Source organism: Tatumella sp. JGM94, from assembly GCF_018257595.1.
Classification (GTDB): Bacteria; Pseudomonadota; Gammaproteobacteria; order Enterobacterales; family Enterobacteriaceae; genus Tatumella; species Tatumella punctata.
The window spans coordinates 14,517-36,877 of record NZ_JAERJN010000028.1 but is presented as its reverse complement, the minus strand read 5'-3'; the positions used below and the strand labels follow the sequence as shown (position 1 = coordinate 36,877).

General features: G+C 48.4%; 29 protein-coding genes and 1 pseudogene. 24 read left to right on the top strand and 6 right to left on the bottom strand.

Features of this window, described 5'->3' with window-relative positions:
- The 3 genes and pseudogenes from JK216_RS15905 to JK216_RS15895 form a co-directional block, all read right to left on the bottom strand.
- Positions 1-707 (bottom strand): annotated as a pseudogene (locus JK216_RS15905) (hypothetical protein); the annotation flags it as partial.
- Between the two features lie 1,031 nt (positions 708-1,738).
- The gene (locus tag JK216_RS15900) at positions 1,739-1,984 is read right to left on the bottom strand and encodes a hypothetical protein (RefSeq protein WP_212712111.1); all 246 of its coding nucleotides are present in this window, start codon (positions 1,982-1,984) and stop codon (positions 1,739-1,741) included.
- Positions 1,985-2,987: 1,003 nt separating this feature from the next.
- Positions 2,988-3,209, bottom strand: a complete 222-nt coding sequence (locus tag JK216_RS15895) for a hypothetical protein (RefSeq protein ID WP_212712110.1) — start codon at positions 3,207-3,209, stop codon at positions 2,988-2,990.
- Between the two features lie 479 nt (positions 3,210-3,688).
- On the opposite strand from JK216_RS15895, the gene JK216_RS15890 reads away from it, so the two are divergent.
- Together JK216_RS15890 and JK216_RS15885 are read left to right on the top strand one after the other, a co-directional pair.
- On the top strand, positions 3,689-4,363 hold the full coding sequence (locus tag JK216_RS15890; protein WP_212712109.1) for an outer membrane protein: 675 nt from the start codon (positions 3,689-3,691) through the stop codon (positions 4,361-4,363).
- A gap of 290 nt (positions 4,364-4,653) precedes the next feature.
- Positions 4,654-5,247 (top strand): Slp family lipoprotein, encoded by a 594-nt coding sequence (locus tag JK216_RS15885; protein ID WP_212712108.1) that lies wholly within the window; start codon positions 4,654-4,656, stop codon positions 5,245-5,247.
- 274 nt (positions 5,248-5,521) lie between these two features.
- On the opposite strand, the gene JK216_RS15880 is transcribed toward JK216_RS15885, so the two are convergent.
- Positions 5,522-6,181, bottom strand: coding sequence for a LexA family transcriptional regulator (locus JK216_RS15880; RefSeq protein WP_212709638.1), 660 nt, complete (start codon positions 6,179-6,181; stop codon positions 5,522-5,524).
- Positions 6,182-6,289: 108 nt separating this feature from the next.
- On the opposite strand from JK216_RS15880, the gene JK216_RS15875 reads away from it, so the two are divergent.
- The 5 genes from JK216_RS15875 to JK216_RS15855 all read left to right on the top strand — a co-directional run bounded on the left by JK216_RS15875 (position 6,290) and on the right by JK216_RS15855 (position 9,264).
- Entirely contained in the window at positions 6,290-6,502 is a 213-nt protein-coding gene (locus JK216_RS15875) for a helix-turn-helix transcriptional regulator (RefSeq protein WP_212709637.1), read from the top strand.
- Positions 6,503-6,605: 103 nt separating this feature from the next.
- A complete protein-coding gene (locus JK216_RS15870) occupies positions 6,606-6,902 on the top strand; it encodes a CII family transcriptional regulator (protein ID WP_212712107.1) in 297 nt (98 codons plus the stop codon).
- Positions 6,903-6,926: 24 nt separating this feature from the next.
- Positions 6,927-7,751, top strand: a complete 825-nt coding sequence (locus tag JK216_RS15865; RefSeq protein ID WP_212712106.1) for a DNA-binding protein — start codon at positions 6,927-6,929, stop codon at positions 7,749-7,751.
- Positions 7,751-8,566, top strand: coding sequence for a replication protein (locus tag JK216_RS15860; RefSeq protein WP_212712105.1), 816 nt, complete (start codon positions 7,751-7,753; stop codon positions 8,564-8,566). Before JK216_RS15865 ends, JK216_RS15860 begins: the two co-directional genes overlap by 1 nt.
- Positions 8,563-9,264: a replication protein P gene (locus JK216_RS15855; protein WP_212712104.1), complete on the top strand. Its 702-nt coding sequence runs from the start codon at positions 8,563-8,565 to the stop codon at positions 9,262-9,264. The genes JK216_RS15860 and JK216_RS15855 overlap by 4 nt, the downstream gene beginning before the upstream one ends.
- Before the next feature lie 53 nt (positions 9,265-9,317).
- Here JK216_RS15855 and JK216_RS15850 read toward each other — a convergent pair whose 3' ends face one another.
- On the bottom strand, positions 9,318-9,908 hold the full coding sequence (locus JK216_RS15850; RefSeq protein ID WP_249213191.1) for a sugar O-acetyltransferase: 591 nt from the start codon (positions 9,906-9,908) through the stop codon (positions 9,318-9,320).
- A gap of 167 nt (positions 9,909-10,075) precedes the next feature.
- Here JK216_RS15850 and rdgC point away from each other — a divergent pair, with 167 nt between their 5' ends.
- From rdgC to JK216_RS15790, 12 genes are all read left to right on the top strand, one after another.
- The gene (rdgC, locus tag JK216_RS15845; protein WP_212709632.1) at positions 10,076-10,987 is read left to right on the top strand and encodes a recombination-associated protein RdgC; all 912 of its coding nucleotides are present in this window, start codon (positions 10,076-10,078) and stop codon (positions 10,985-10,987) included.
- 115 nt (positions 10,988-11,102) lie between these two features.
- Entirely contained in the window at positions 11,103-11,276 is a 174-nt protein-coding gene (locus JK216_RS15840) for a hypothetical protein (RefSeq protein WP_212709631.1), read from the top strand.
- 97 nt (positions 11,277-11,373) lie between these two features.
- Positions 11,374-11,823, top strand: a complete 450-nt coding sequence (locus tag JK216_RS15835) for a DUF1367 family protein (RefSeq protein ID WP_212712103.1) — start codon at positions 11,374-11,376, stop codon at positions 11,821-11,823.
- A gap of 9 nt (positions 11,824-11,832) precedes the next feature.
- Complete coding sequence (locus JK216_RS15830) at positions 11,833-12,090, top strand: hypothetical protein (RefSeq protein ID WP_212710874.1); 258 nt, start codon at positions 11,833-11,835, stop codon at positions 12,088-12,090.
- Positions 12,080-12,241: a hypothetical protein gene (locus JK216_RS15825; protein WP_212709628.1), complete on the top strand. Its 162-nt coding sequence runs from the start codon at positions 12,080-12,082 to the stop codon at positions 12,239-12,241. The genes JK216_RS15830 and JK216_RS15825 overlap by 11 nt, the downstream gene beginning before the upstream one ends.
- Complete coding sequence (locus JK216_RS15820) at positions 12,192-12,770, top strand: recombination protein NinG (RefSeq protein WP_349290172.1); 579 nt, start codon at positions 12,192-12,194, stop codon at positions 12,768-12,770. The genes JK216_RS15825 and JK216_RS15820 overlap by 50 nt, the downstream gene beginning before the upstream one ends.
- A 96-nt stretch (positions 12,771-12,866) precedes the next feature.
- Entirely contained in the window at positions 12,867-13,499 is a 633-nt protein-coding gene (locus tag JK216_RS15815; protein ID WP_212712102.1) for an antitermination protein, read from the top strand.
- A gap of 514 nt (positions 13,500-14,013) precedes the next feature.
- The gene (locus tag JK216_RS15810) at positions 14,014-14,265 is read left to right on the top strand and encodes a phage holin (protein ID WP_087488942.1); all 252 of its coding nucleotides are present in this window, start codon (positions 14,014-14,016) and stop codon (positions 14,263-14,265) included.
- Positions 14,266-14,273: 8 nt separating this feature from the next.
- Complete coding sequence (locus JK216_RS15805) at positions 14,274-14,753, top strand: lysozyme (RefSeq protein ID WP_212710466.1); 480 nt, start codon at positions 14,274-14,276, stop codon at positions 14,751-14,753.
- Positions 14,750-15,226, top strand: coding sequence for a lysis protein (locus JK216_RS17205; protein ID WP_349290171.1), 477 nt, complete (start codon positions 14,750-14,752; stop codon positions 15,224-15,226). Before JK216_RS15805 ends, JK216_RS17205 begins: the two co-directional genes overlap by 4 nt.
- The gene (locus JK216_RS15795; protein WP_212709609.1) at positions 15,223-15,555 is read left to right on the top strand and encodes a hypothetical protein; all 333 of its coding nucleotides are present in this window, start codon (positions 15,223-15,225) and stop codon (positions 15,553-15,555) included. The genes JK216_RS17205 and JK216_RS15795 overlap by 4 nt, the downstream gene beginning before the upstream one ends.
- A 224-nt stretch (positions 15,556-15,779) precedes the next feature.
- On the top strand, positions 15,780-16,325 hold the full coding sequence (locus JK216_RS15790) for a KilA-N domain-containing protein (RefSeq protein WP_212709610.1): 546 nt from the start codon (positions 15,780-15,782) through the stop codon (positions 16,323-16,325).
- 61 nt (positions 16,326-16,386) lie between these two features.
- On the opposite strand, the gene JK216_RS15785 is transcribed toward JK216_RS15790, so the two are convergent.
- Positions 16,387-16,503, bottom strand: a complete 117-nt coding sequence (locus JK216_RS15785; protein ID WP_212709611.1) for a small membrane protein — start codon at positions 16,501-16,503, stop codon at positions 16,387-16,389.
- Positions 16,504-16,652: 149 nt separating this feature from the next.
- Between JK216_RS15785 and JK216_RS15780 the strand changes: the two genes are divergently transcribed.
- The 5 genes from JK216_RS15780 to JK216_RS15760 all read left to right on the top strand — a co-directional run bounded on the left by JK216_RS15780 (position 16,653) and on the right by JK216_RS15760 (position 22,356).
- Positions 16,653-16,853, top strand: coding sequence for a hypothetical protein (locus JK216_RS15780; protein WP_212709612.1), 201 nt, complete (start codon positions 16,653-16,655; stop codon positions 16,851-16,853).
- Positions 16,854-17,635: 782 nt separating this feature from the next.
- A complete protein-coding gene (locus tag JK216_RS15775) occupies positions 17,636-18,625 on the top strand; it encodes a terminase small subunit (protein WP_212712101.1) in 990 nt (329 codons plus the stop codon).
- Complete coding sequence (locus tag JK216_RS15770; RefSeq protein WP_249213188.1) at positions 18,579-19,847, top strand: terminase family protein; 1,269 nt, start codon at positions 18,579-18,581, stop codon at positions 19,845-19,847. Before JK216_RS15775 ends, JK216_RS15770 begins: the two co-directional genes overlap by 47 nt.
- A 3-nt stretch (positions 19,848-19,850) precedes the next feature.
- Complete coding sequence (locus JK216_RS15765) at positions 19,851-21,272, top strand: DUF4055 domain-containing protein (RefSeq protein ID WP_212712100.1); 1,422 nt, start codon at positions 19,851-19,853, stop codon at positions 21,270-21,272.
- Positions 21,241-22,356 (top strand): phage minor head protein, encoded by a 1,116-nt coding sequence (locus JK216_RS15760; RefSeq protein ID WP_212712099.1) that lies wholly within the window; start codon positions 21,241-21,243, stop codon positions 22,354-22,356. Before JK216_RS15765 ends, JK216_RS15760 begins: the two co-directional genes overlap by 32 nt.
- The last annotated feature ends 5 nt before the right edge of the window (positions 22,357-22,361 follow it).

Sequence of the window (22,361 nt, the reverse complement as noted above, 5' to 3'; positions counted from 1 at the left end):
ATACGCTGCTGCTCGGCACGTTGCTCTGCGGCGATACGCTCCTGTTTTTCCTTTTCGGCTGCGGCTTGTAGCTCACGTTCCCGGCGTTCAGTCTGTTCTCGGTCACGTTGGGCCTTTTCCTCTGCCTCACGCTTCACGCGTTCTTCAGCTTCCCGGGCGATGCGTTGCTCATGCTCAATGCGTTGCTGTTCTACCAGCCGGGCGGCTTCTGCTCGGTCACGGTCGAACTTGTCATTCATCAGCAGGGCGATTTCATGATCGGATTCGAATTTTTCAGCCGCGGTCTTATCGAATACGTCATTCATTTCCAGCGCTTCGGCGTGGGCGGTAGCTAGTGCTTCTTCTGCCTTGATGCGTTCCTGCTCGGCTTCCCAAGCGGTCACCGGCTGACGGATTTCGATAGCCAGTTCATCCAGTGCCTCGCGAATCTTCCGGCGACTGGCATCAACCAGGGCAGGGCGCTTTTTCATTTCAGCGACCAGCGTCTTACCGGCATCATCAATCGCTACCTTTGAGCTGCGAACGGTGGCCGCCATGCTGATGTAGGCTTTACGTCCTTTGGCAGTGTTGATGTCACCAACGACTGACTTTGCTTTAGCGCGGATTTCTTCAATCAGCCGGTCGGTGTAATCACCACTGATAAACGCTGCTTCCAGTTCACCTGCCGTCTTTGGCAGGCTGTAAAGCTGTAACTCTGTGCTTTCCATAATCCTCTCCTGAATGTGGTCATATAACCGTCCACTCAGTGAATGGACGCTTGTATTACAGGCATAAAAAAGCCCTCCACGAATGAAGGGCTGATATCAGAAGGCTTTAAAAATGATGCTTTAGTGCCTTTTTTACGGGCTTAATTACCCCTATCCCTAGTCTTGATATATAAATAAAACTGATTGTTTATATATTGACCTAATAATATGAGGGTGTAGCTATGGCGTGTGATATATATCTGCATTGCCCGCAATGTGGTAGTCAAAGCCTTGTGTTTCCAGCCGGTTTTGACTCCAGTAATGGGTATGATGGCGTCACCTGCGGCGGTTGCGGCAGGACTCTCACTGATGAAGATGTTACAGTTCAGGGCGAACAGACAATAAACAATGTTGTTGACGACATGCTGAACTATGGTTGGATGCGAGAATAGCATTCAGAATTTCTTAATTCATCAACCTATCTAAATATATCAGGACATAAAAATAGCGCCTGTTTTTACCGGGACAGGCTCCCGTTTTCCCTGCTTTCCACAGACAAAGGAAACTGCTACGTTGGCTATTCCACAGGCAGGTAAGGGAAGCTAATTAATGGCAAGATTTATTGTTCGAGTTGAGCTGCACGGTGCGGATTCAAACGACTACACTAAACTACATGAATCAATGAGAATTAGAGGCTATAACCAATCTATTCAAGATACAGATTTATCATGGTTTACCTTCCAACCGCTGAATACGTAATAAATGTTGATTCCAGCGCAGCTAACGTCAGAAATGACGTCATGGGTATTGTTCGGTCAGTTAATCAAAACTTTAGCTTACTGGTTATTGAGGTCGCTGATATAGCCTGGTATCTCACTAAGCGGTAGATCCACCACATGCAGAAACACCTTTAAATCTTTTCCTGCGCTGGACTTCATATTCCAGCGCGCTAACTGCCACCTTTACAGCCTCCTCGAAGCTAATACCCTCCTCGTCACAGAATGCTTGGACGGCAGCCCTCAGTTCTTCGTCGTGCTTTTCCATACTTCACCTCACACTAAAGGAATCGAACGACCGCGCGACTTCTGGCGGCCGGTGCATGTAATCCGGTTACCTTTGGTGCGGTGTCCGGCTGAGTCAATTGCGACATCTGACATGCACTGCGATACCAGCTCAGGACGGTTGCGCCAGTTCGGTGCTTTCAGTGCCTGCTCAACCCGATCTACCGAATTCAACTGCATAGCTTCTGCTGATTTACGGGCGTTGAACTCTGCCATGCGGCGTCTGTTTCTGTTCATTGGAATGTCCTCTGTAAGTTCTTTGGTGGAGTGGTGGCCGGCACTGATTTTCCGGCATGACTATCAGCAACCTAGTTGACACCGGAGTTTCACCGGGGCGAAGATTTCGGTTACTGTTTATTGGGCTATCACTGGACTTTAGGGCCGCTTACTCAACATTTTTTTCGTCCAGTCAGTCACGATACCCATCAGGTCTTACACTTACGCATCAGCCTGCGCATTCACCACTCCCCGAAGAACTCACTTCGGCCTGTGTATTCACAGGAACCTTGTTTTTAAATAGCAGCCTGACTTCATGTCCGGCGCGGTAGATAGTCCGTTTACCGCATCGATGTTTCGTTTCGATGTGGCAAATATACAAAACGTATCCATTACATGCAATACAAAATGTATACTTAATTCGAGTATAAATACGATATGTTTGTTTTTAAAGACTATTTATTTTTCACAGACGAAAAAATCCCGCCCTGTGAATGTCGGGAAGAGATGGGAGGTTAGATTTAATTGTTATTTTTTCATATCGATAGTGCTGCGTAATTGAATCTGGCTTGACTACCCACTTGCCTTTTACTTGGCGATCGTTTACATATTATTTGACCATCGTCAACTAAAATTGGTGTATAGCTAACATCTCATGATGAAGTTGATCTGAATGACAGTTGTGTGCCAAAAGCAGACATAACTGATTTATCGGATGAATCAATCAAAGCCAAGCTGCTATTTTTTGTGATCCTGTTTTTGATTCGCTTTTTTCGCCGCACTTAAACCAGAAGTAGCCTTAAGGCCTGCGGGGTCTTTTTTATTTCATCAAGATAGTTTTAGCCCTTGGTTAATTTAAGCCGCCTGTATTTCCCGTTCTGGATTTAACGTTACCGGACCTTCCTGCGGCCAGCTTCTCGCTTACCTGACCAGCGTTCAGGATGGGCCTATCTCGCGCTCCGGTACAGTTTATCACGCTGTTTCAGGAGCACATGATCTTCTCCGCGATATCGCTCTGATTGCGTCACATAGCGTATGCCGTTGTGACGGACCACTGGGTAAATTTTTCTACCCAACGACGGGCATCCGACAGTGTTCTTAACCCTGATGGCTGCCACTGCGGTACATACTTCAGCGTCTGGAAAAGTGACTCTGAATCCGCATTATCGTTACTCACCCGCGGACGGCTGTGGAACGGCGTGATATTCAGTTCGTGCAGTTTCATCTGCAGCATCTGTGATTTCATGGCTGCTCCGTTATCTGCGCGCAGTAACAGCGGATACCGCCAGCAGCCTGTTCACCTCATACCTAGTTATTTTCCGGCTGTACAGGTCAGTTATCATATGCAGGTCATATTCCATGACCAGACCTGACAGGGCCCGGTGGAGGTACAGGTTGTCGTGACTGTGGCCTTATGTTGCCGTGCCTGACGCCCCCGGCGGTGCACTTCGCCTGACCGGCGCAAATCGTGGTAAAGCGTGGATTCACTTGCCAAATGAACACCCTTATCCGCCAGCCGCGGAACGATTTGTAACTACGCCAGTTATACAGGGTAGCTTCGGATCTTCCTTCCATCTGCTTAACAACTGCCACTGAGGGGTATCTTTTTGCACTAGGTCAAAAAAGTTCAATTTTTTTTAGATTTCACCTCAGGATTTCGGCAGATTTTTTATTTATGGTATAAAATTAATTTACTGAACTGACAAACTGAATGGAAATTATCTCATGAAAAAGATCATCACAGCATCAGTAGTAGCCATCTTATCTATGTCTGCTGGATATGCTTCAGCTGCAGAGACCTCTGGGATTTATTTAAGTGGTAAAATTGGTGATTCTATCATCCGAAATCATGATATTAATTATGATTTTGCTGGCAACCATTCAAAATCTGCTGATAAGACTCGAGGTGTTTTTGGTGGTGGTGTTGCGGTAGGTTATGATTTTTATTCACAATACCAATTTCCTATGAGGGTTGAAATTGAATCAATGTTCAGAGGGAAAAGTAAATCAGTTGGACAAGCTGATGATGGTAGTGTTAGTACCCGTAATAAAGTACGCTTAGATACTTATATGCTTAATGGTTACTATGATTTCCATAATCAATCTGACTTTACACCATACATTACAGCTGGCCTGGGTGTTGCTGATGTTAAGCTAAATAATGAATTCTCTTCAGCTGATGCAAACGGAAGCATGTCTGGTTCAAAAACAAACTTCGCATGGGATGTAGGTGTAGGTGTTAAATATTCACTGACCGAAAATATTTCTATTGACGCGAGCTATAAATATATTGATGGCGGTAAGGCTGACATATCTCGTTCGTATGACGGAGAGTCCTATAGGTCTAAAATTAAAGCATCATCTAATGACCTGATGATTGGTGCATCGTATACATTCTAATTTCCCTTAAGGAGTAGGTGTTCTTATGGGGATTATGAAATATTCCATATTATAGTATAGTTCTTGTATGGCTATGATTTATATAGTGAATAGGCATCCACCCTTCGCCCGCATGAGGATGAGCAGTAATGTCTGATTTGTGGGCGTTTTTTATTAGGTATAATAGTTTTTAGTGATGCATGTAAATAACAATAAAGTAACCCAATTCCTTTGTGCTGATATATAATTATGAGCAATTGTCGATGTATTGATTTATTTAGTGTTGATAATCATCAATGAATGGGGTCGCCATGAAAATTAAATTAGTAGCTATTGCGATAGCAGCGGTTATGTTGTCAGGTTGTGTATCTATCCCTCAATCCATCAAAGGAACTAACAGCGCAGTAAAAAATGAAACATATTCAACCATGTATGGAGACTTTCCCTTTTATAAAGGAAGGGAAGTAAGAATCGGTGGGCGAGTCACAAATGTCATAAATAATAACAAAGAAACTCTCTTTGAAATTGTCACTCTACCTCTGAATGATAGTGCTCGCCCTGAGATAAACCGGAATTACCAAGGCCGAGTGATGGTGAAAGCGAACGAATTCATAGATCCTATTTCTTTGAGGGGGCATTTTGTTACAGTGCTTGGTACTGTAAATAGCATAGTTGAAGGTAGGGTTGGTAATTTTGATTATAATTTTATTCGCTTAGACCTTATTGGTTATCAAATTTGGAAGGTGAAAGATGACATAATTCCAATAGGTGTTATGGATTATGGTTTTGGACCGTACTGGCAAAATCAGTGGGGGGCAGCCTATAATACTTACATGCCGGGATGGGGTTGGGGCTGGTATCCTGATGAAACATCCTACCAAATACAAAAACAAGTTATACGCTAGTATAATAGCATCATGATAAAAAGGGATTTTTATCACTAAAGATAAAGGGCCATTGTTTAATAAGTGGGTCTGGATTTATTTTTTTAACGTTTTATTGCTTCCAGTCATAACGTCCACTAATTAAATCAATATATAATAATGGTGAAGTTAATATAAGGCACCTATTAAAAAACCGCCACTTTAAGTAGACGGGTACTCAATGGACATTGACATTCAATCTTCTATGGTAGTGATATCTTTATCTTCTTGGTTACCCGCAAAAGTACTCTTAGTATTACTTAAATCTCATCTTTGCTTCCACTGCGACGCCGATGATTTTGCAGTTTCCATTAATAGGGACCATAGGCCATGCCGGATTTAGACCTTTCAGGTACTTCTGACCACCGTCGATAATCAGCTTTTTAAATGTGGCTTCATTGGAATCGACCAGCTTTGCAATCACCAGACTACCGTTGATGGCATCTTTGCCAGTATCAAACAGCACATACATACCCTCAGGGACGCTCATTCCGGTTGGTGCAGTCATCGAGTCACCTTCGACCTGTAACCAGAACGCCTCGCCCTGAATATGCGCATCAGACTCTAGCCATTCGTTCACATCATTGATGGTATAGGCTTCTATAGCCTCGGCCCAGCAACCGGCCTGTACAGAGCTCAGAACAGGGTATTCCTTCCCTGGTTTATATGGCTCAAAGTCACTTACATTTTGATTGCCAGAAGCAGCGGAGACTGTCCCATCTCGGTTCACGGTAAACTCTTTGAACCCTAGGAAATCCATCACCTTTGCTATTTCATCAATGCTCGGCTCTCTTTTTGCGGTAAGCCAGTGACTAATCGCACCTTTAGTTAACCCAAGGTGTTCTGCTAATTTTTCCTGACTCACCCCAAGTTCCTTCATTCGGATCTTGGCTAATTCATACCATTTCATATTCATCCCTAAATAATACAATCCGTATAAATATAATCGATACACAAAATGTATATTTCACTTGTTTGATTGGGATACGGAATGTATACTTTCTCATATTAAAAGGAGGACATCATGAACAACCTACGAACTATCCGTAAGCGGCTGGGCATGACTCAAGGAGAACTCGCTTCTGCCATTGGATTAAAGACTGCCGGTGCTATCTGTCATTACGAGCATGGCCGACGAGAGTTAAGCATTTCAATGAGCAGAAAGATTCTCCAGGTTTTAAACACTAAAGGTGCATCAGTATCTTTGGATGATTTGTTACCACCAACTGCCGCTTAGTACCACCCGCTCTTTAACAGTCAGCCACCCTCGGAATACCAGGGACCAACTCAAGTGACAGCCTTTGCTGATCACTCAACTAAACACACAAGGATATTAAGCAATGGATAACGCAAGTAACAGCAAGCTTTCTCAGAGGGCCATAGACCGAGCAGAGACTGACTTGCTCATCAATCTTGCCACATTAACGCAGCGCAAGCTGGCGACTCTCGTAGGGTGTCACGAATCGAAGATAAGCAGAACGGACTGGAGATTTATTGCTTCGGTGCTTTGTGCTTTCGGAATGGCATCAGACGTAAGTCCGATCAGCAGGGCGTTTCAGGAAGTATTTAAAGCTCTCACCAATAAAAAATCCCCGGTAGCCGCCGAGGATTCTTCACAGATAACAATTGATTTTTAACTGGATCAATTTACAGGGGTAATTATGTCTTCACTTTATCAGCTTTACAAGCACAAAAAGAAAAACGGTACCGGCACGTCAGTTAACAAAACTTACGTGGTACCGCTGTCTGAACTGTACGTCGAACCTGGCTTTAACGTCCGCGAAATCGATCAGGAGCATGTTGCCGAATTCCGGGATGCGTTCATTGCCGGTGAATACCTGCCACCGCTGGCCGTTCAGGTCACAGAGAAGGGTATCAAGATTCTGGATGGTCACCACCGCTATTACGGGGCGCTGGCCGCTACGGAAGCAGGGCACCCGATCCTGCGCATTGAGTGTAAGGACTTCGTCGGGTCTGATGCTGACCGTATCGCGTTTATGGTCACCTCATCCCAGGGTAAGCCTCTGACACCGATTGAGCGTGGCTCTGCGTATCTGCGGATGATTAACCAGGGATGGGAACCGGCAGAGATTGCCAGAAAGGTTAAACGGTCAGTATCGGACGTTAACCTGCATCTGGATCTGGTCCGTTGCGGCACTGAGCTTCTCGACATGGTTCGTTCTGGCGAGGTCGCGGCAACAACCGCCGTAGCGTTATCCCGTGAGCACGGTCCGCATGCGACATCTGTAGCGGTCGGGCAACTGGATAAGGCTAAGGCCGCGGGGAAGAAGAAAATAACCCGTGCTGACGCTATGCCTCTGTTTAACGCATCCAAAGCCAGACGGCTTGTAGAGCTTCTGGTAGACGCAACATTACAGAACGATAACTGCGGTGATGATCATCTGCTTCTGGCATCCGGTACCGCCAGAGAAATCACTCTCATCCTGGAAGATTACAGAGCCGGTATCCGGCAAGGGGAGGTTTAATGAACCTCGCATATGACAATATCTCACCAATCAGGCCCGATTTACGGGCCGTGGAGCGCCGTGTGGTCGATACCGATAATGGTTATACCAAAATCGCTAACGAGCTACTGGAGGCTATCGCAAGCGCCGATTTAACAGCGCGTCAGCTGAAGGTCATGATGGCTTACATCCGTAAAACGTATGGCTTCAACAAGAAAACAGATCGCATTGCTGACGAGCAGATATCTCAGGTTACCGGGATATCGAGACAGAACGTCAACAAAGCAAAAAAAGAACTGCTTTCAATGAATTGCCTGTTAATGGAAGGGAATCAAATCGGGGTTAACAAGGAGGTTTCGGCGTGGCAATTCAGCAAGTGTCTCCAAGTTAGTAACTTTGTCTCTAAGCCAGAGACAAAAAGTGTCTCTAAGTTGGAGACTTTACCTGTCTCTAATCCAGAGACACACAAAAGACATTATCCAAAAGAAAAGAAAGAAAGTAATAAACCCCCTAAATCCCCCAAGGGGGAATCGTCGAAATTTGACCCCCTGAGTATTCCCGTTCCTGACTTCCTGAACAGCCAGTCCTGGAGCGAATGGGTTGAATACCGTCGTCAGTCTGGTAAGCCAATCAAAACTCAGGTCACTGTGACCAAGGCCTTCAAGTTGCTACGCGAATGCTACGATGAAGGGCATAACCCGGCATCGGTGATTGATTCTAGTATCGCCAACGGTTACCAGGGACTATTCAAACCGAAGGGCAGACCAGTACCACCCGTCAACCAACAGCCTGAGCCACATTGGAACAGCGCTGAATCGTGGGAGGAATTCATATGAGCCGATTACTTCAGGCGGTTACCAGCCGTGATGCCAAGGCGTTATCGCAGATTGCCGGTAACTATCCTGATAAGCCATCACAAAACGTGGTCAACAGCGAGGCAGAGCATCTGGTCGACGCACTGTTCCGCCAGTTCCGGCAAGTATTCCCGGCGGCATCCGCAACAAATTTGCGCACTCCGGCAGACGAATCAGCCGCAAAAAAACAGTGGATTGCTGCTTTCGCTGAAAACGGGATCACTTCCCGGGAACAGCTGACGGCTGGCATGAAATGGGCGAGGGCGAAAGATACTCCGTTTATGCCGTCACCGGGTCAGTTCATCGAGCAGTGTAAGGCCGGAGCCTGCCATGCCGCCGGACTGCCGGATGCTGACGAGCTGTACCGGCGGGTGATGAAATACTGCGGAGAACGCGGATTCTACGAGTGTCCTGAGAACTATCCCTGGGAGAACAACGCGGATTACTGGATGATCACCACCCTGTACAGCCAGATGCAGGCCGGCAACCTGACGGAATCAGAACTGCGGCAGCGGTGCGGGAAGCAGCTAAAGTCCATGACTGACCGGATAACCTCCGGTGAAGAAATTCCCGAGCCGCGCAAGCAGATACCCCAGCTGCACATACCGTCAACTACCCAAACAGCAAAATCACACATCGCCAATATCCGGCAGATGATGAAACAGTCCCGGCACAACTAACCCGAAGGAATACTCAGTGTATTCTGTTCAATTGGGCTGCAGCTCACCAAATGTCAAAAAAACTCACGGTCAGCATCATCCTGGCTGATAGCTCTCAACACTCGACATGGATTCCCGACAGCTAGCATGTTTGGCGGTATATCTTTGGTAACAATGCTCCCGGCTCCAATGACACAGTTGTCTCCGATGGTTACACCCGGAGTGATGGTCACTCCACCTCCGATCCAGACATTATTACCTATGCTCACAGGCTTACCGTATTCAAGTCCCTGATTGCGACGCTTTGCATCAAGAGGGTGCCCGGCCGTATAAATACTCACGTTTGGTGCGATGAAAACATTGTCTCCGATTGTCACTTCAGAAGTATCAAGGATTATCAGGTTATGGTTTGAGTAAAAGTAATTACCAATCGAGATATTTTTCCCATAATCACAGACAAATGGGGGCTCAATCGTGGGATGGTCGCCACAGCCTTTGAGTAATTGCTGAATCATGGAGGTCCGTAATTTTTGGCTGCCTGGCCTGGTAGCATTGTAGTCGTAACAAATAGATTTCGCTTTTTCTCTTAATTCAAGAATCCGTGGATCATGGTTAGCATCGAACAACGTTCCATCAGGTACCTGCGTTATGTGATTAATTTTCAATTTGCTTACCTCTCCAGTGTTAATTATGAGCATGGTAGACCATGTGGCTAAGCTAAAAAATATCCTTAAATCTCATATGCGTTAGAAGTCAGTGCTCTAAGGCGCCGAAATACCCAAACTAACTACCCCAACATACTTCATCCACAACCAACCCGAAGGACTACCCGATGGAATTTTTTAAGAATGCGGCAATTTACCGTATGACCCGTGACGTCATTATCCTGGACGAGCTGGAAGAATTACTGGAGCACTGCCGGTTCACGCCGTGCGGATCGCAGGACATGGCAAGAGCTGGCTGGGTACCGCCAATGGGCGAAGCATTCAGCGACCAACTGGCCCATATCTCCGGTGGCCACATCCTGCTTACCATTCAGCGCGAAGAGAAAATCCTCCCGGCACCGGTTATCAAGCAGGCACTGGAAGCGAAGATCGCAAAGCTGGAAGCTGAGCAGCAGCGCAAGCTGAAAAAGACCGAGAAAGACAGCCTGAAGGACGAAGTCCTTCACTCGCTCTTACCCCGGGCATTCAGTCGCTATACGCAGGAACGTATCTGGATTAACACGCAGGGCAAGCTGATTGTGGTTGATGCCTCCAGCGCGAAACGAGCTGAAGATTGCCTGGCGCTGCTGCGTAAATCACTCGGCTCACTGCCTGTCGTGCCCCTGACTATGGAAACTCCAGTTGAGCTGACGATGACTGAGTGGGTGCGGGACGGCAATACACCGGCAGGAATGTCGCTACTGGACGAAGCCGAACTGGAAGCGGTGCTGGAAGAAGGCGGAACCGTCCGCTGTAAAAAACAGGCCCTGGTCAGCGATGAGGTATCAACCCATATCGAAGCCGGGAAGCGCGTTACCAGCGTAGGCATTGACTGGCAGGAGCGTATTCAGTTTACGCTCACTGACAGCCTACAACTGAAGCGTATCAAGCCAGCCACTGAACTACTGGAGCAGAACAACGATATCGACCGGGAAGACGTCGCGGCACGGTTTGACGCCGATTTCTGTCTGATGGCCGGTGAAGTATCGGTGCTTATTGATGTATTAGTCATGGCTCTAAGTGATGGAAATGAGCTTTAGAAGCTAAAATATCACTCTGTCGGTATAAAATAAGATATATCTCATGACATATAGCCCAATACAGACTACTTTTATACGGCAGTCGCTATTCTGCGACTCATAACGTGGCGGATACATGCAGATATTTGATACTGAACACGCGATTGGCTTTAAAATTGAGCAAGATGGAGAATTGATATTTTTGATTAATAAAAATGGTCACATCGCAATGGATAAAGAGCAGTTACTGGCTTTACTTGCGATGACAAGATCATGGGCTGAAGAAGGGCAGCCGTTAAGGAAAATATAATTGCATGATGACGCACTATCAGGGCCGCTTATTTGCGGCCCTTTTCATTGTTATAAATTGAACGTACTTGTATTAAATTCATTATCGAGAAGTGAAAATGCAATTCGACCTGGTGAAACACTCAGGCGGCGTATTCTCTCCAGCAAACGACATTGACCTCGAACGACTCCAGCGCTTCAAAACCGGCGAAACCTACACCGCCGAAATCAAACTGACCCGTAATCCGTCCTTTCACCGCAAGGTAATGGCCTTCTTTGGCTTTTGCTTCGATCACTGGTGCGCCAATCGTGCCGGTCTGGAGCATATGGACGAGCACAGCCAGTTTGACCGGTTCCGTAAAGACCTGACGATACTGGCCGGTTTTTATGTCCAGACAGTCCGGTTAAACGGTGACGTCAGAACGGAAGCAGAAAGTCTGGCATTCGCCAGTATGGACCAGGAGCGGTTCGAGAAGGTGTACAGCGCACTGATTAACGCCGCCATCAAACACATATTCTCGGGGACCAAAGACCCGAACATCCTAAACAGGCTGTATGCCTTTTTCTGAGGAAGTCTTATGACACCATACCGACAAAAGATACTCGATCTATTCGAGGACGGCCGCTGGTTAACCAACGGTGAAATAGTCGCAGCAACAGGGTTTCATGCCAGTAAAGTAAACCAGGACCTCCGGTGGTTGATTGATAACGACAAAATTCAGTTCAAAACCGATCCTGCACGGGCGTGGGCCAATGTTTACCGGAAAAGCACAATGCCATCTGTTGGCCGTGTAAAACTGCTGGATAGTTACCTCAGGGGGTGTCATGCAAACTGACTGCACTGCCTGCGGATTCCCGGCCACTGATAACCAGCTCTGTGATACCTGTGGTGAGCTTTACAGCGCAAAGAGCCCTAACTTTTACGACCTGGGAGGTGATGATGGTCAGGCAGAAGAAGCCGAAACCAAAAACTTGCCGCCACTGTAAATCGAAATACTTCCCCCGCACCACCACCCAGATAGTCTGCTCACCATCCTGCGCAATCCAATATAGCAAGCACCAATCAGCTAAACAGGCTGAGCGGCAGGCTATTGCCGATCGGAAAGCGCACCGGGAACGTAAAGCAGACCTGAAGCCATTAAGCCACTGGATGAACATGACCCAGCGGGCGTTTAACGACTTCATCAGGGCGCGGGACGGGGAGGTTTGTATCAGTTGTGGCAGTCGGTCGGCAGTCAGTTATCACGCAGGGCACTACCGGACTACGGCAAAGGCCAGTCAGCTTCGGTTCAACGAGGACAACTGTAATAGCCAATGCTCAGCCTGTAATACCCACCACTCCGGAAATATCGGTCCGTACCGTCTCAATCTGATAGCCAAAATCGGCACTGAGCGGGTCGAGGCGCTCGAAAACAACAACGAGCCACACCGATACACCAGGGAAGAACTGGAATTGCTCAGGGTGCGTTACAGGAAGAAAACCAGAGAGCTGATTAAACAGCAGGAGGATTCATGACCTGGCTAACCAAACTCCTCAACCATTTCACCCCGATAGTTCCGGATGTAAAACCCGCTCACTGGCAATCATGGGATGCCACACCCCGGAGGAAGAATGAATCTCGAAAATACAATTAAGTTTCACAGCCCGAAATCCCCACAATTCACTGATTCCCCACGAGCAACTGCATCAGAGGCATTAACCGGTACTGACGTTATGGGAGCGTTCGGGATGGTGCAGAGTCGCTCTCAACTCGGATTCACAGCTTTCAGCGGCAAAATGGATCTGAGTGAGAACGACAAACGAAAGGCAATTCAGTTACTGGCACAGCATGGATTAAAGCACTGCGACAAGGTGGCAGCCTTACGCAAGCTTGAAACAAAGGTTAAGGGAAAAGTGGTGCAAACACTCGCAACTTTCGCTTTTGCATCATGGTCCCGTTCGGCGGCAACGCCTGGGGCCCGATGTAAAGACTGTCATGGCACTGGCCGGGCATGTGATCGGGAGAAAACTGAAGCAAGTGGGGTGTTCACGGAAAAGGAGTGTAACCGGTGTTCGGGCGATGGCTACACTAGACTGCCGGCTGTATCAGCTTACAAGGCAATAAAGTCCAATATCACTGATAAACAGTGGCGCTATGAAGTGAAGCGATATTACGAATCACTGATATCGGAACTGGATAAATCAGAGAATCACGCCAATAGCATGTTGCGGCTGGTTACCACATTTTTTGACGAAGTTAATTAACTACAATCGATTGCAGTTGACTAAATGGCGGAAAATGGGTAGATTTGACACCAATGATGGGGTTTTTATATTTCGCATCTAATTGAATTCGAAGGGCTCGCAAATTGCGGGCCTTTTTTAGTTTATAGACTTTCAATTATGAGCAGACAAACTACTCTTAAATAGTGTCAGGGATTCAGAGGGACGTAGGGTCTTCTCTGAAGCTTGGCTTCTCCATTTAAGTCCCGCTTTCCCCGCGATCAAATCGCGGGGTTTTTTGTATATCGGGAAGCGGAATAATTACGTGTTCGCAAGCAAAGTTTCTAACTTGAACTAAATCGCTGAACGGACAGTGCGAAATTGTTGTATCCGTAAATTTTATCCAGGCTCTGCTACGGCAGGGCCTTTTTTATACTCAGATTTCACCCTCTGCCAATCGACGACCCGTTAAAAATCCTCTCTGACTGTAGCGTTAACGGCACAGGGTGAATCCCTACACACAGCACCGAGCTTTTCTCAAGCAAAGGTGGAACCCATGAAGATAAATATCATGCCCGACAAAATTGCATCGGCAGCAAGCTATTGCGTGTCCGGCACACTTGTCTGCGGAGGTAGCGTGGCCCAATGGATCAATGACCTCGACTGGAACAAGATAGCCGTTATCAGCGGGATCATCGTAGGTGTCGCAACACTATTGGTGAATGCCTGGTACAAAAGCCAGACGCTGAAAGCCTATAAAGACTCGATTGCCCGGGGAATCCCCAGCGCACCGCCAGAAGGTGACTGACCATGGCCATATCACCTTCACTCCGAAAGAAGCTGATTGCGGCCGCCGGTGGAGGTGTTATTGCCATTGCCTCAGTTCTGGTTAGCAGCCAGGAGGGGATAGAGCATATCCCGTACCGGGATGGCGGCGGGGTCTGGACTGTCTGCAAAGGACACACCGGACCTGATGTCATTCCCGGACGCACCTACACGGACGCTCAGTGCAATGCTTTCCTGTCTGCGGACATTGCTACCGCCAACCGGTCGGTCACCCGTCTGGTAAAGGTCCCGATGAATGAAATGCAGGAAGCCGCTCTGACCAGTTTCGTGTTTAACGTGGGGGCCGGTAACTTCTCTCGGTCATCGTTACTGCGTGAGCTCAACGCCGGTCATTATACCGAGGCCTGTAACTCGCTCACCCGATGGGTGTACATCGGCCGGACTAAATCCACTGGCTTAATGAACCGCCGGGAAATCGAGAAAGAAATCTGCCTGTGGGGTGCTCAATGATTTGGCTACTCGCAAACTGGCGTTATGTGCTGATCACTTTACTGGCCGGAATCCTGCTCAGTGTTGTAATCCTGATGGATCACTATCGGCATTCAGCGGATGAGTGGAAAGCAACGTCTCAGCAGCAATCATCTCTGGCCGATTCCCGGCTCAAAACTATCATCACGATGCAGGCGCAGCAGAAATCTGTCTCTGACATCGACAACCAGTACCAGAAAACTATCAAGGCGAAAGACGATGAAATCAGTTCTCTGCGCAACAGCGTTGACTCTGGTGCTGTCCGGTTGCGCATCAAAGCAGTATGTCCGGTCGGAGTGCCCAAAACCTCCGGCACCGCCAGCCGCTCTAATGCAACCAGCGCCGAACTCAGTCCAGACGCTCGACAAGATTATTACACCCTCCGCAGCCAACTGAATCAGGCCACTGCACAGATTAACGGCCTGCAGGCTTACATCAGGGAAATCACCAAATGAAATTCATCCAGTGGCTGAAAAGCCTTTTCACGAAAAAAGAGAGCGAAGAAATGTCAGATCAATCCGTAGTAGAACCAGTAGCAGCTACCCCAGTGGCAACTGAAACCCCAGCAGCGGCCGAAACACCAGTGTCAACTGATACCGGATCATCAGGCAGCGGTACCGCCGCTCAGGCAACATCCGACGCAGATACCACTGCAACCAGCTCACCGCTGGAGCAGGCCAAAGCCAAATTTGACGCTTTCGTGGAATTTGTTGAGCATGGTCTGGAAGTCTTCGGCAAAGAAGCCGAAACCGATCTGGTCGCACTGAAAGATAAGTTCCTGTAATCAGAACAGAGGCCATCACTGCGGTGGCCTCGATTGTGATTACCCGACAAGTAATTTCACTCCCCAAGCCCACTTTAACCGGTGGGCTTTTTTATTGGCGCAACGCACGCGCTTAAAACCCAGAACCTTTCAGGATGCACCTTGAGGAACCGGCTGGCTGTCGGAGCTCTCTGGGGGGCCGTTTTCCTGTGCGACAAGGTTCATCACTAAAAGGTAATTCCGATATGCAATATCCAACAGTAAAAGTGAATGGTATCTCTGTTCGTGTAGATGCTGAGGGCCGCTATAACCTCAATGATCTCCACGCTGCGGCAGTAAAAAACGGAGAGGCTACGGAGTCTCAGCGACCAAGCGTATTCTTACGAAGCGCCCAAGTTAAACGCTTTGTTAAGGCCTTAAAGTCCAAAGCACTAAAAAATGCTTTGGAACAAAATCAACCACTTATAGTTATACACGGTGGTGATAATCAAGGGGCGTGGGGCGTAGAGATGATTGCCGTCCGATATGCGGCATGGATAAAGCCCGAATTTGAAATTGACGTCTACAACACGTTCATTGAAAGCAGAACCAATGCACTGGATATTCTTAACCAGCTTAACCGCCTGGATTACCTGATATCTGGCGAAACCAAAGAGATAAGCCAGTGCGCAAGCAAAATGGGTAAATGGGGATCGGGCGGAAGAAAAGCGCTACTGAATGACGCGCGTCAAAACCTTATCGACCAGATAGATCCTGACATGGTGGCTCTGATGGAAAAATCAGTTGTGTGACCCGCAAAAAGTCGCTGGTTAACCCGAGAGCCACTTTCACAACGGCTCTCGGTGTTAGTTACTATCTTCTGCGGAAAATACCCCGTTTACTCCTTGACTCTTTGAAGAACGAAACACCCATCCAAACTGCCACGATCAATAGAGCTAAGGCTAAAGCCAAAAGGAAAAAGTTACTCATATAATATTCTTCAAATGTTCGAATCGCAGCATTATATTCCAACTCAACTTAAACTCAATTTGTAAGTGTTTCGTAAGGATAGGGTTTGTACGAATGTATCACAGAGCATCCGTCCGGGTGCTGTTTAATGCAATCAACAAGGAGCAACTATGAAACCTCAACTCGCTCATCTATACCGGAATGGCCGATTCTTCGGTTATGGGATAGTGGTAGATGGAGAGCTCATTGACCGGCAATTATCAGCAGGCATCCACTGTAGCCCTGACGATATACCGAAGGTTACAGCAACATTCAGCATTGATAACGAAATGATTGAGAATCCGGTAAGGATAGACCTTCCGGTTAAATAACAAGGAATAGGAATGGCGGCTGAAAAGAAAATCGGCTGTCTGACCGTTGTAACATCTGCTCATTAATCAACCTCTGTATTGGCAATGTTGATTTAGGTCAAAATCCAGCCTAAGTTTTAAACGTAAGGTTATTTAATCTCTGAGTTGTTAATTTTATGCGAGAGACGCCATGAAAACTGGATTTTACAGGGTAGGTAAGGACGGATGTGCTTCGAAGATATTACTTTTTCTTGAGGGATATGGATTTTTTACACCCAAGTGTAAAGTTGCCTTATCACTGAATCAACTTCAAGAAAAAGGCTTTCGCCTGATTGGTGATAAGATAGATATTAGTAAGTAATACCCCTTTGGTAAGTAATGAAATCAGAGCATTGTCATCTCATAGCATAGCCCACCTGATCATGTGGGCTTTTTTACATGCAATATCTGAGCACATTAAACTCTCTTACAACTCTGCGCCTTAGTGGATATTGTGCCTGGTTGATTCAATACAGTTACATTCTAGGTTTTGCATTGTGCCAGTGGATATGGGCGCAGTCATTTTTGACATGAAGATAGCACACTCTTTTGTCATGGAAGGTACATCCGGCCCTTTCTGAGCGCAGGAAACTAACGATAACGGTAGAAGTAAAAAAGAAACGAGCCTAATCAAATTTATCCCCTCTCATAAGTGCTAATCAGGTAGTTAAACAAAGCTGTAAAATTAATAGCTAAGTATCTTAACGGCAGTCCCCAATATCACAAGGTCATTATGGTTTTGGCTGTCTGGAAATGGAGAAACAATGGCAAAGCCGGATTGGAGCGAGCTTCAAGAACGGTTCCTGTCCGAATATGCCGAATCCGGCGTATCACCGAAAGAGTGGTGTGAGTCGCAGGGGCTGAACTATGCAACTGCTCGCCGATACATTAAGAAGCCTGCGCAGAGTGCGCAAAAAAGTGCGCAGCGTAAAACGCGCAGTGCGCAAAAACTGGAATGCGCAGAAGAGTTAACTGAAAGTGATGGGCTGACAAAGCAACAACGGGAATTTATTGCGGAGTACCTGAGCGATGGCAATGCTACACAGGCAGCTATCCGCGCAGGATATAGCAAGAAGACTGCTGAACAAATTGGTTATCAGTTGCTTCAGAAAACTTCAGTTGCGCAGGCCATTGCACAGCAGCAGAAAGCGTCAATCGCACGAACCATTGGCACCGCCGACGAAATCCTCTCCCAGATGTGGCAACTCGCCACCTTTGACGCCAACGACCTCACGCAATACCGTCGTGGCTGCTGCCGTCACTGCTGGGGCGTCGATCACAAATACCAGTGGACTGAATACGAATACCGGCAGGCGGAAGATAAAGCCGAACGCCAGGGGAAAGCACCGCCTGATTGCTCCGGCGGCCTTGATTACAACCGCACCATTGACCCTAACCCTGATTGCCCTGTTTGCAGCGGCGAAGGAGTGGGCCGCGTCTATATGCAGGACACTCGCAAGCTGTCTCCGATCGCCCGGCTGGCTTACTCCGGTACAAAGGTGACGAAAGGCGGCATTGAGGTGGTCAGCATCAGCCGTGAAAAGATGTTTGAAGCCATTATCAAGCGAATGGGCCTGTCTGATAGCGAGATTACGCAGAAACTCCAACAGCTCGAACTGGAGCGCAGACAGCTTGAGATTGAAAAACTGCGTAAGGAAATCAGTGCGCAGGGGAGTGACCAGCCGATAACACGAATGGAGGTGGTAATTGTCGGGGAGAACAATCAGAACGACCCTGACGCCACCACAGGGTAAGTTTTTCAACCTGCAGTGCAAATATCCGGCCTTCGTCGGCGGCTTCGGCACAGGCAAGACGGAGACCATGGCGGTGAGCGCGTTCCGTGATGCCAGTCACTCATCTGACGCACTGATAGCGATGTACGAACCAACCTACGACCTGATCCGCTTAATCCTCGCACCACGCATGGAAGATAAGCTCAGCGAATATGGTGTCCGGTACAAGTACAACAAGTCAGAGAACATCATCTACACCTCGTCACCGGGCATTGGCGACTTTGTCCTGCGCACACTGGATAACCCAGCGCGGATAGTCGGTTATGAGTCCTATCGCAGCCACATTGACGAAATCGACACGCTGAAAGAGCAACACGCGACCGATGTGTGGATCAAGGTGATAGCCCGTAACCGCCAGCGACCCAACGGATTGCCTGACCCGTTCAACCGGGTGAGTGTCTACACCACGCCTGAAGGTTTCCGGTTCGTGTATAAGACGTGGAAGCGCAACCCGAAGCCTGGCTACGAGATGGTTCAGGCCAGCACCTACAGCAACCCGTTTTTACCACCGGATTATGCTGACACATTGCGCAGTTCTTATCCCGCGCAGTTAATCGAAGCCTATCTGAACGGTGACTTTGTCAACCTGACCAGCGGGACGGTATATCACTGTTATGACCGCAAGCTGAATGGTAGTAGTGAGATTGTCACCGGTAGCGAACCAATTCATGTTGGGATGGACTTCAACGTCGGCAAAATGTCGGCCATTGTCCATGTGCTGCGCGGTGAGCATCCTCACGCCGTGGATGAAATTACGCAGGGCTACGACACGCCTGATGTGATTAAGACGCTGCAGAACCGGTTTCCGGCAAACAAGGTGCATGTCTATCCCGATGCCAGTGGCAACAGCCGCAAATCGGTGAATGCTTCCGAAACTGACCTCAGCCTATTACGCACCGCTGGATTTACCGTCCACGTTAACGGCACTAACCCATCAGTGAAAGACAGGGTGAACTCGGTCAATGCCATGCTGCTGAATGCAAAAGGTGAACGTCGGTACCGTATTAATGCTGACCGGTGCCCGGTTTACGCCGAATCACTGGAGCAGCAGATATGGTCACCTAACGGCGAACCTGACAAAACAGCAGGGTTTGACCACGCGAATGACGGCGGCGGTTATTTCATTGTGAAGCGATTCCCGATTATTAAGCCAACCGGCAAAGTAACTCAACTCCGGATGTAAACCATGCCAGATATCTCAACACCCAATCTCGACTACAACGATATGTGCGAGGCGTGGGACATTAACGATGCTCTCATGGGCGGTACGCTGGAAATGCGCCGCCAGGGTGAGACATATCTCCCGCGCTGGCCTAATGAAGACAAAGAAAGCTATAAGCAGCGTCTCAGTGTGGCCACACTTCTTCCTGCATACGAAGAAAGCATTAAGCAGAACATCGGCCGTATTTTCGCTGAGCCAACAGTGTTAAGTACATCAGCACCGGAAGCTATTAAGACGCTGACCGAAAACATCGATATGGAAGGTGATCGGCTGGATGTCTGGGCGCAGCAGTTCTTCAGTCTCGCGTTCCAGTACGGACTCGCGCATGCCCTGGTCGACTATCCGAAAACTGACCCAGCGATGGTGAAAACCCGAGCTGATGAACAGCAATCCGGCGCCCGGCCTTATGTGACCATGCTGAATCCGCGCCAAATCATCGGCTGGCAGTCTGCCGTGCAGGGCGGAAAGGTCGTTTTAACCGACCTACGCATCAAAGAAGTCGTAATCATTGATGGTGATGACTTCGGACAGACGAAAGTTGAGCAAATCAGGCATATCATGCCCGGCAAAGTCGAGATTTATCAGCCAGCGCAAGGTGAAAATGGAGCCATAGCCTGGACCATGGTCGATAGCTGGCAAACCAGCCGGCAGGATATCCCACTGGTGACGCTTTATACCAAACGCACCGGGTTTATGCGTGGCGCACCGCCGCTTCTGAACCTGGCTCATCTGAATGTTAAACACTGGCAGTCACAGTCTGAGCAGGACAACATTCTGCATGTTGCCCGTGTTCCGCTGCTGTCTGTGTTTGGATTGGCAGCAGACCAGGAGCTAACTATTGGCGCAGCCTGTGCAACGCAATTTTCTGACCGTTCAACGCAAGGTATGGAATACACCGAGCATACCGGCGCTGCGATTGGTTCCGGGAAAACCTCTTTGGATGACCTCGAAAACCAGATGCGGCAGGCAGGGGCGAAGCTCACTCGCGTTGAAAACACGTCGACCAAATCACTCGACCAGACTCATAGCGAACACATGCAGGAGAATTCGCCGCTATACACCATGGCAAACTCACTCGAAGACGCGCTGGATAATATCCTGCAAATCATGGCCGAGTGGATTGGCGAAAGTAATGGCGGCACTGTGGATGTTCGCACTGAGCTGGATGTATCCACACAGACCTACGATGCGCCGTCTGCATTGGCTGTACAGTCTCTGCAGCAGGGTGGAATCATTCGCAAGATTGATGCAGTACGCACGTTACAGGCGCTTAAGTTCATTGATCCGGATGCAGACCCTAACGAAGTCGTGGACGAACTAAACAATCTTCCGGTAACGCTAACAGGCGGTGATAATGTCAACATCGAACCAGGTTCTGCGGGATGAATACATCGCACACGCTATCTGGATTAGTAGGTTCGGCACTGGCGTTGCTAACCGGATAGTCAATATCCTCAACCAGAGCGATGCAGAGCTTACCGCGCGTCTGATAGTGGCAATGGACGGGATGGATGCTCAGAGCTTCACAGTGACTCGTCTGGAAGCATTGTTGTCCAGCGTCAGAACAACGAACGCCGCAGCCATTCGCGCTATGCAAACCGGCCTGACGGATGAACTGCAGCAACTGGCCCATCATGAAGCCGGGTATCAGCTCAGTCTGTTTGATCATGCCATTCCTGATTCAGTGCTGGCATTGCACCCGATCATTGGTATCCATCCTGACACGCTGTACGCCGCGGCAATGGCCCAGCCGTTTCAGGGTCGACTGTTGAGTGAGTGGGCGTCCAACCTCGAATCAGACCGGATGACGCGCATCAGCAATACTGTCCGTCAGGGATTTCTCCTCGGTGACACAACAGAGCAGATAGCCCGGAAGATTCGCGGCCAGGCCAATAACGGATATCAGGACGGCGCATTGCAGGTCAGTCGTGCGAATGCGGCCAGTATTGCCAAAACGGCAGTAGGGCACCTGGCATCAACCGCCAGAAACAGCTTTGCCAGCGCCAATGATGACATCATCAAAGGTAAGCAGTGGCTATCCACTCTGGACAACCGCACAACGCCAGCATGTCGCATCAGGGACCGGCTGAAATACACGCTGGATAATAAGCCTATCGGTCACAAAATCCCGTATCTGCAAGGCCCGGGCAAAATTCACTGGTGCTGCCGCTCGACCGAAACCTACATTCTGAAATCGGCTCAGGATCTCGGTATCGATATCAAAGAAATCCCGCCATCAGCGCGTGCCAGTATGGACGGGCAGGTGGCAGGTGATACCGATTATCAGAGCTGGTTTGCCCGACAGTCCTATGACCGCCAGAAACAGATTGTCGGCGAAAAACGGGCACGGTTGATGCGTGACGGCGGCATGAAGCCGGATGAATTTTACAGCGACAAGGGTGAATGGCTGACGCTCGACCAGTTAAAGGGTCGGGACAAACAGGCATTCAGTAAGGCAGGAATCAACTAACAAGG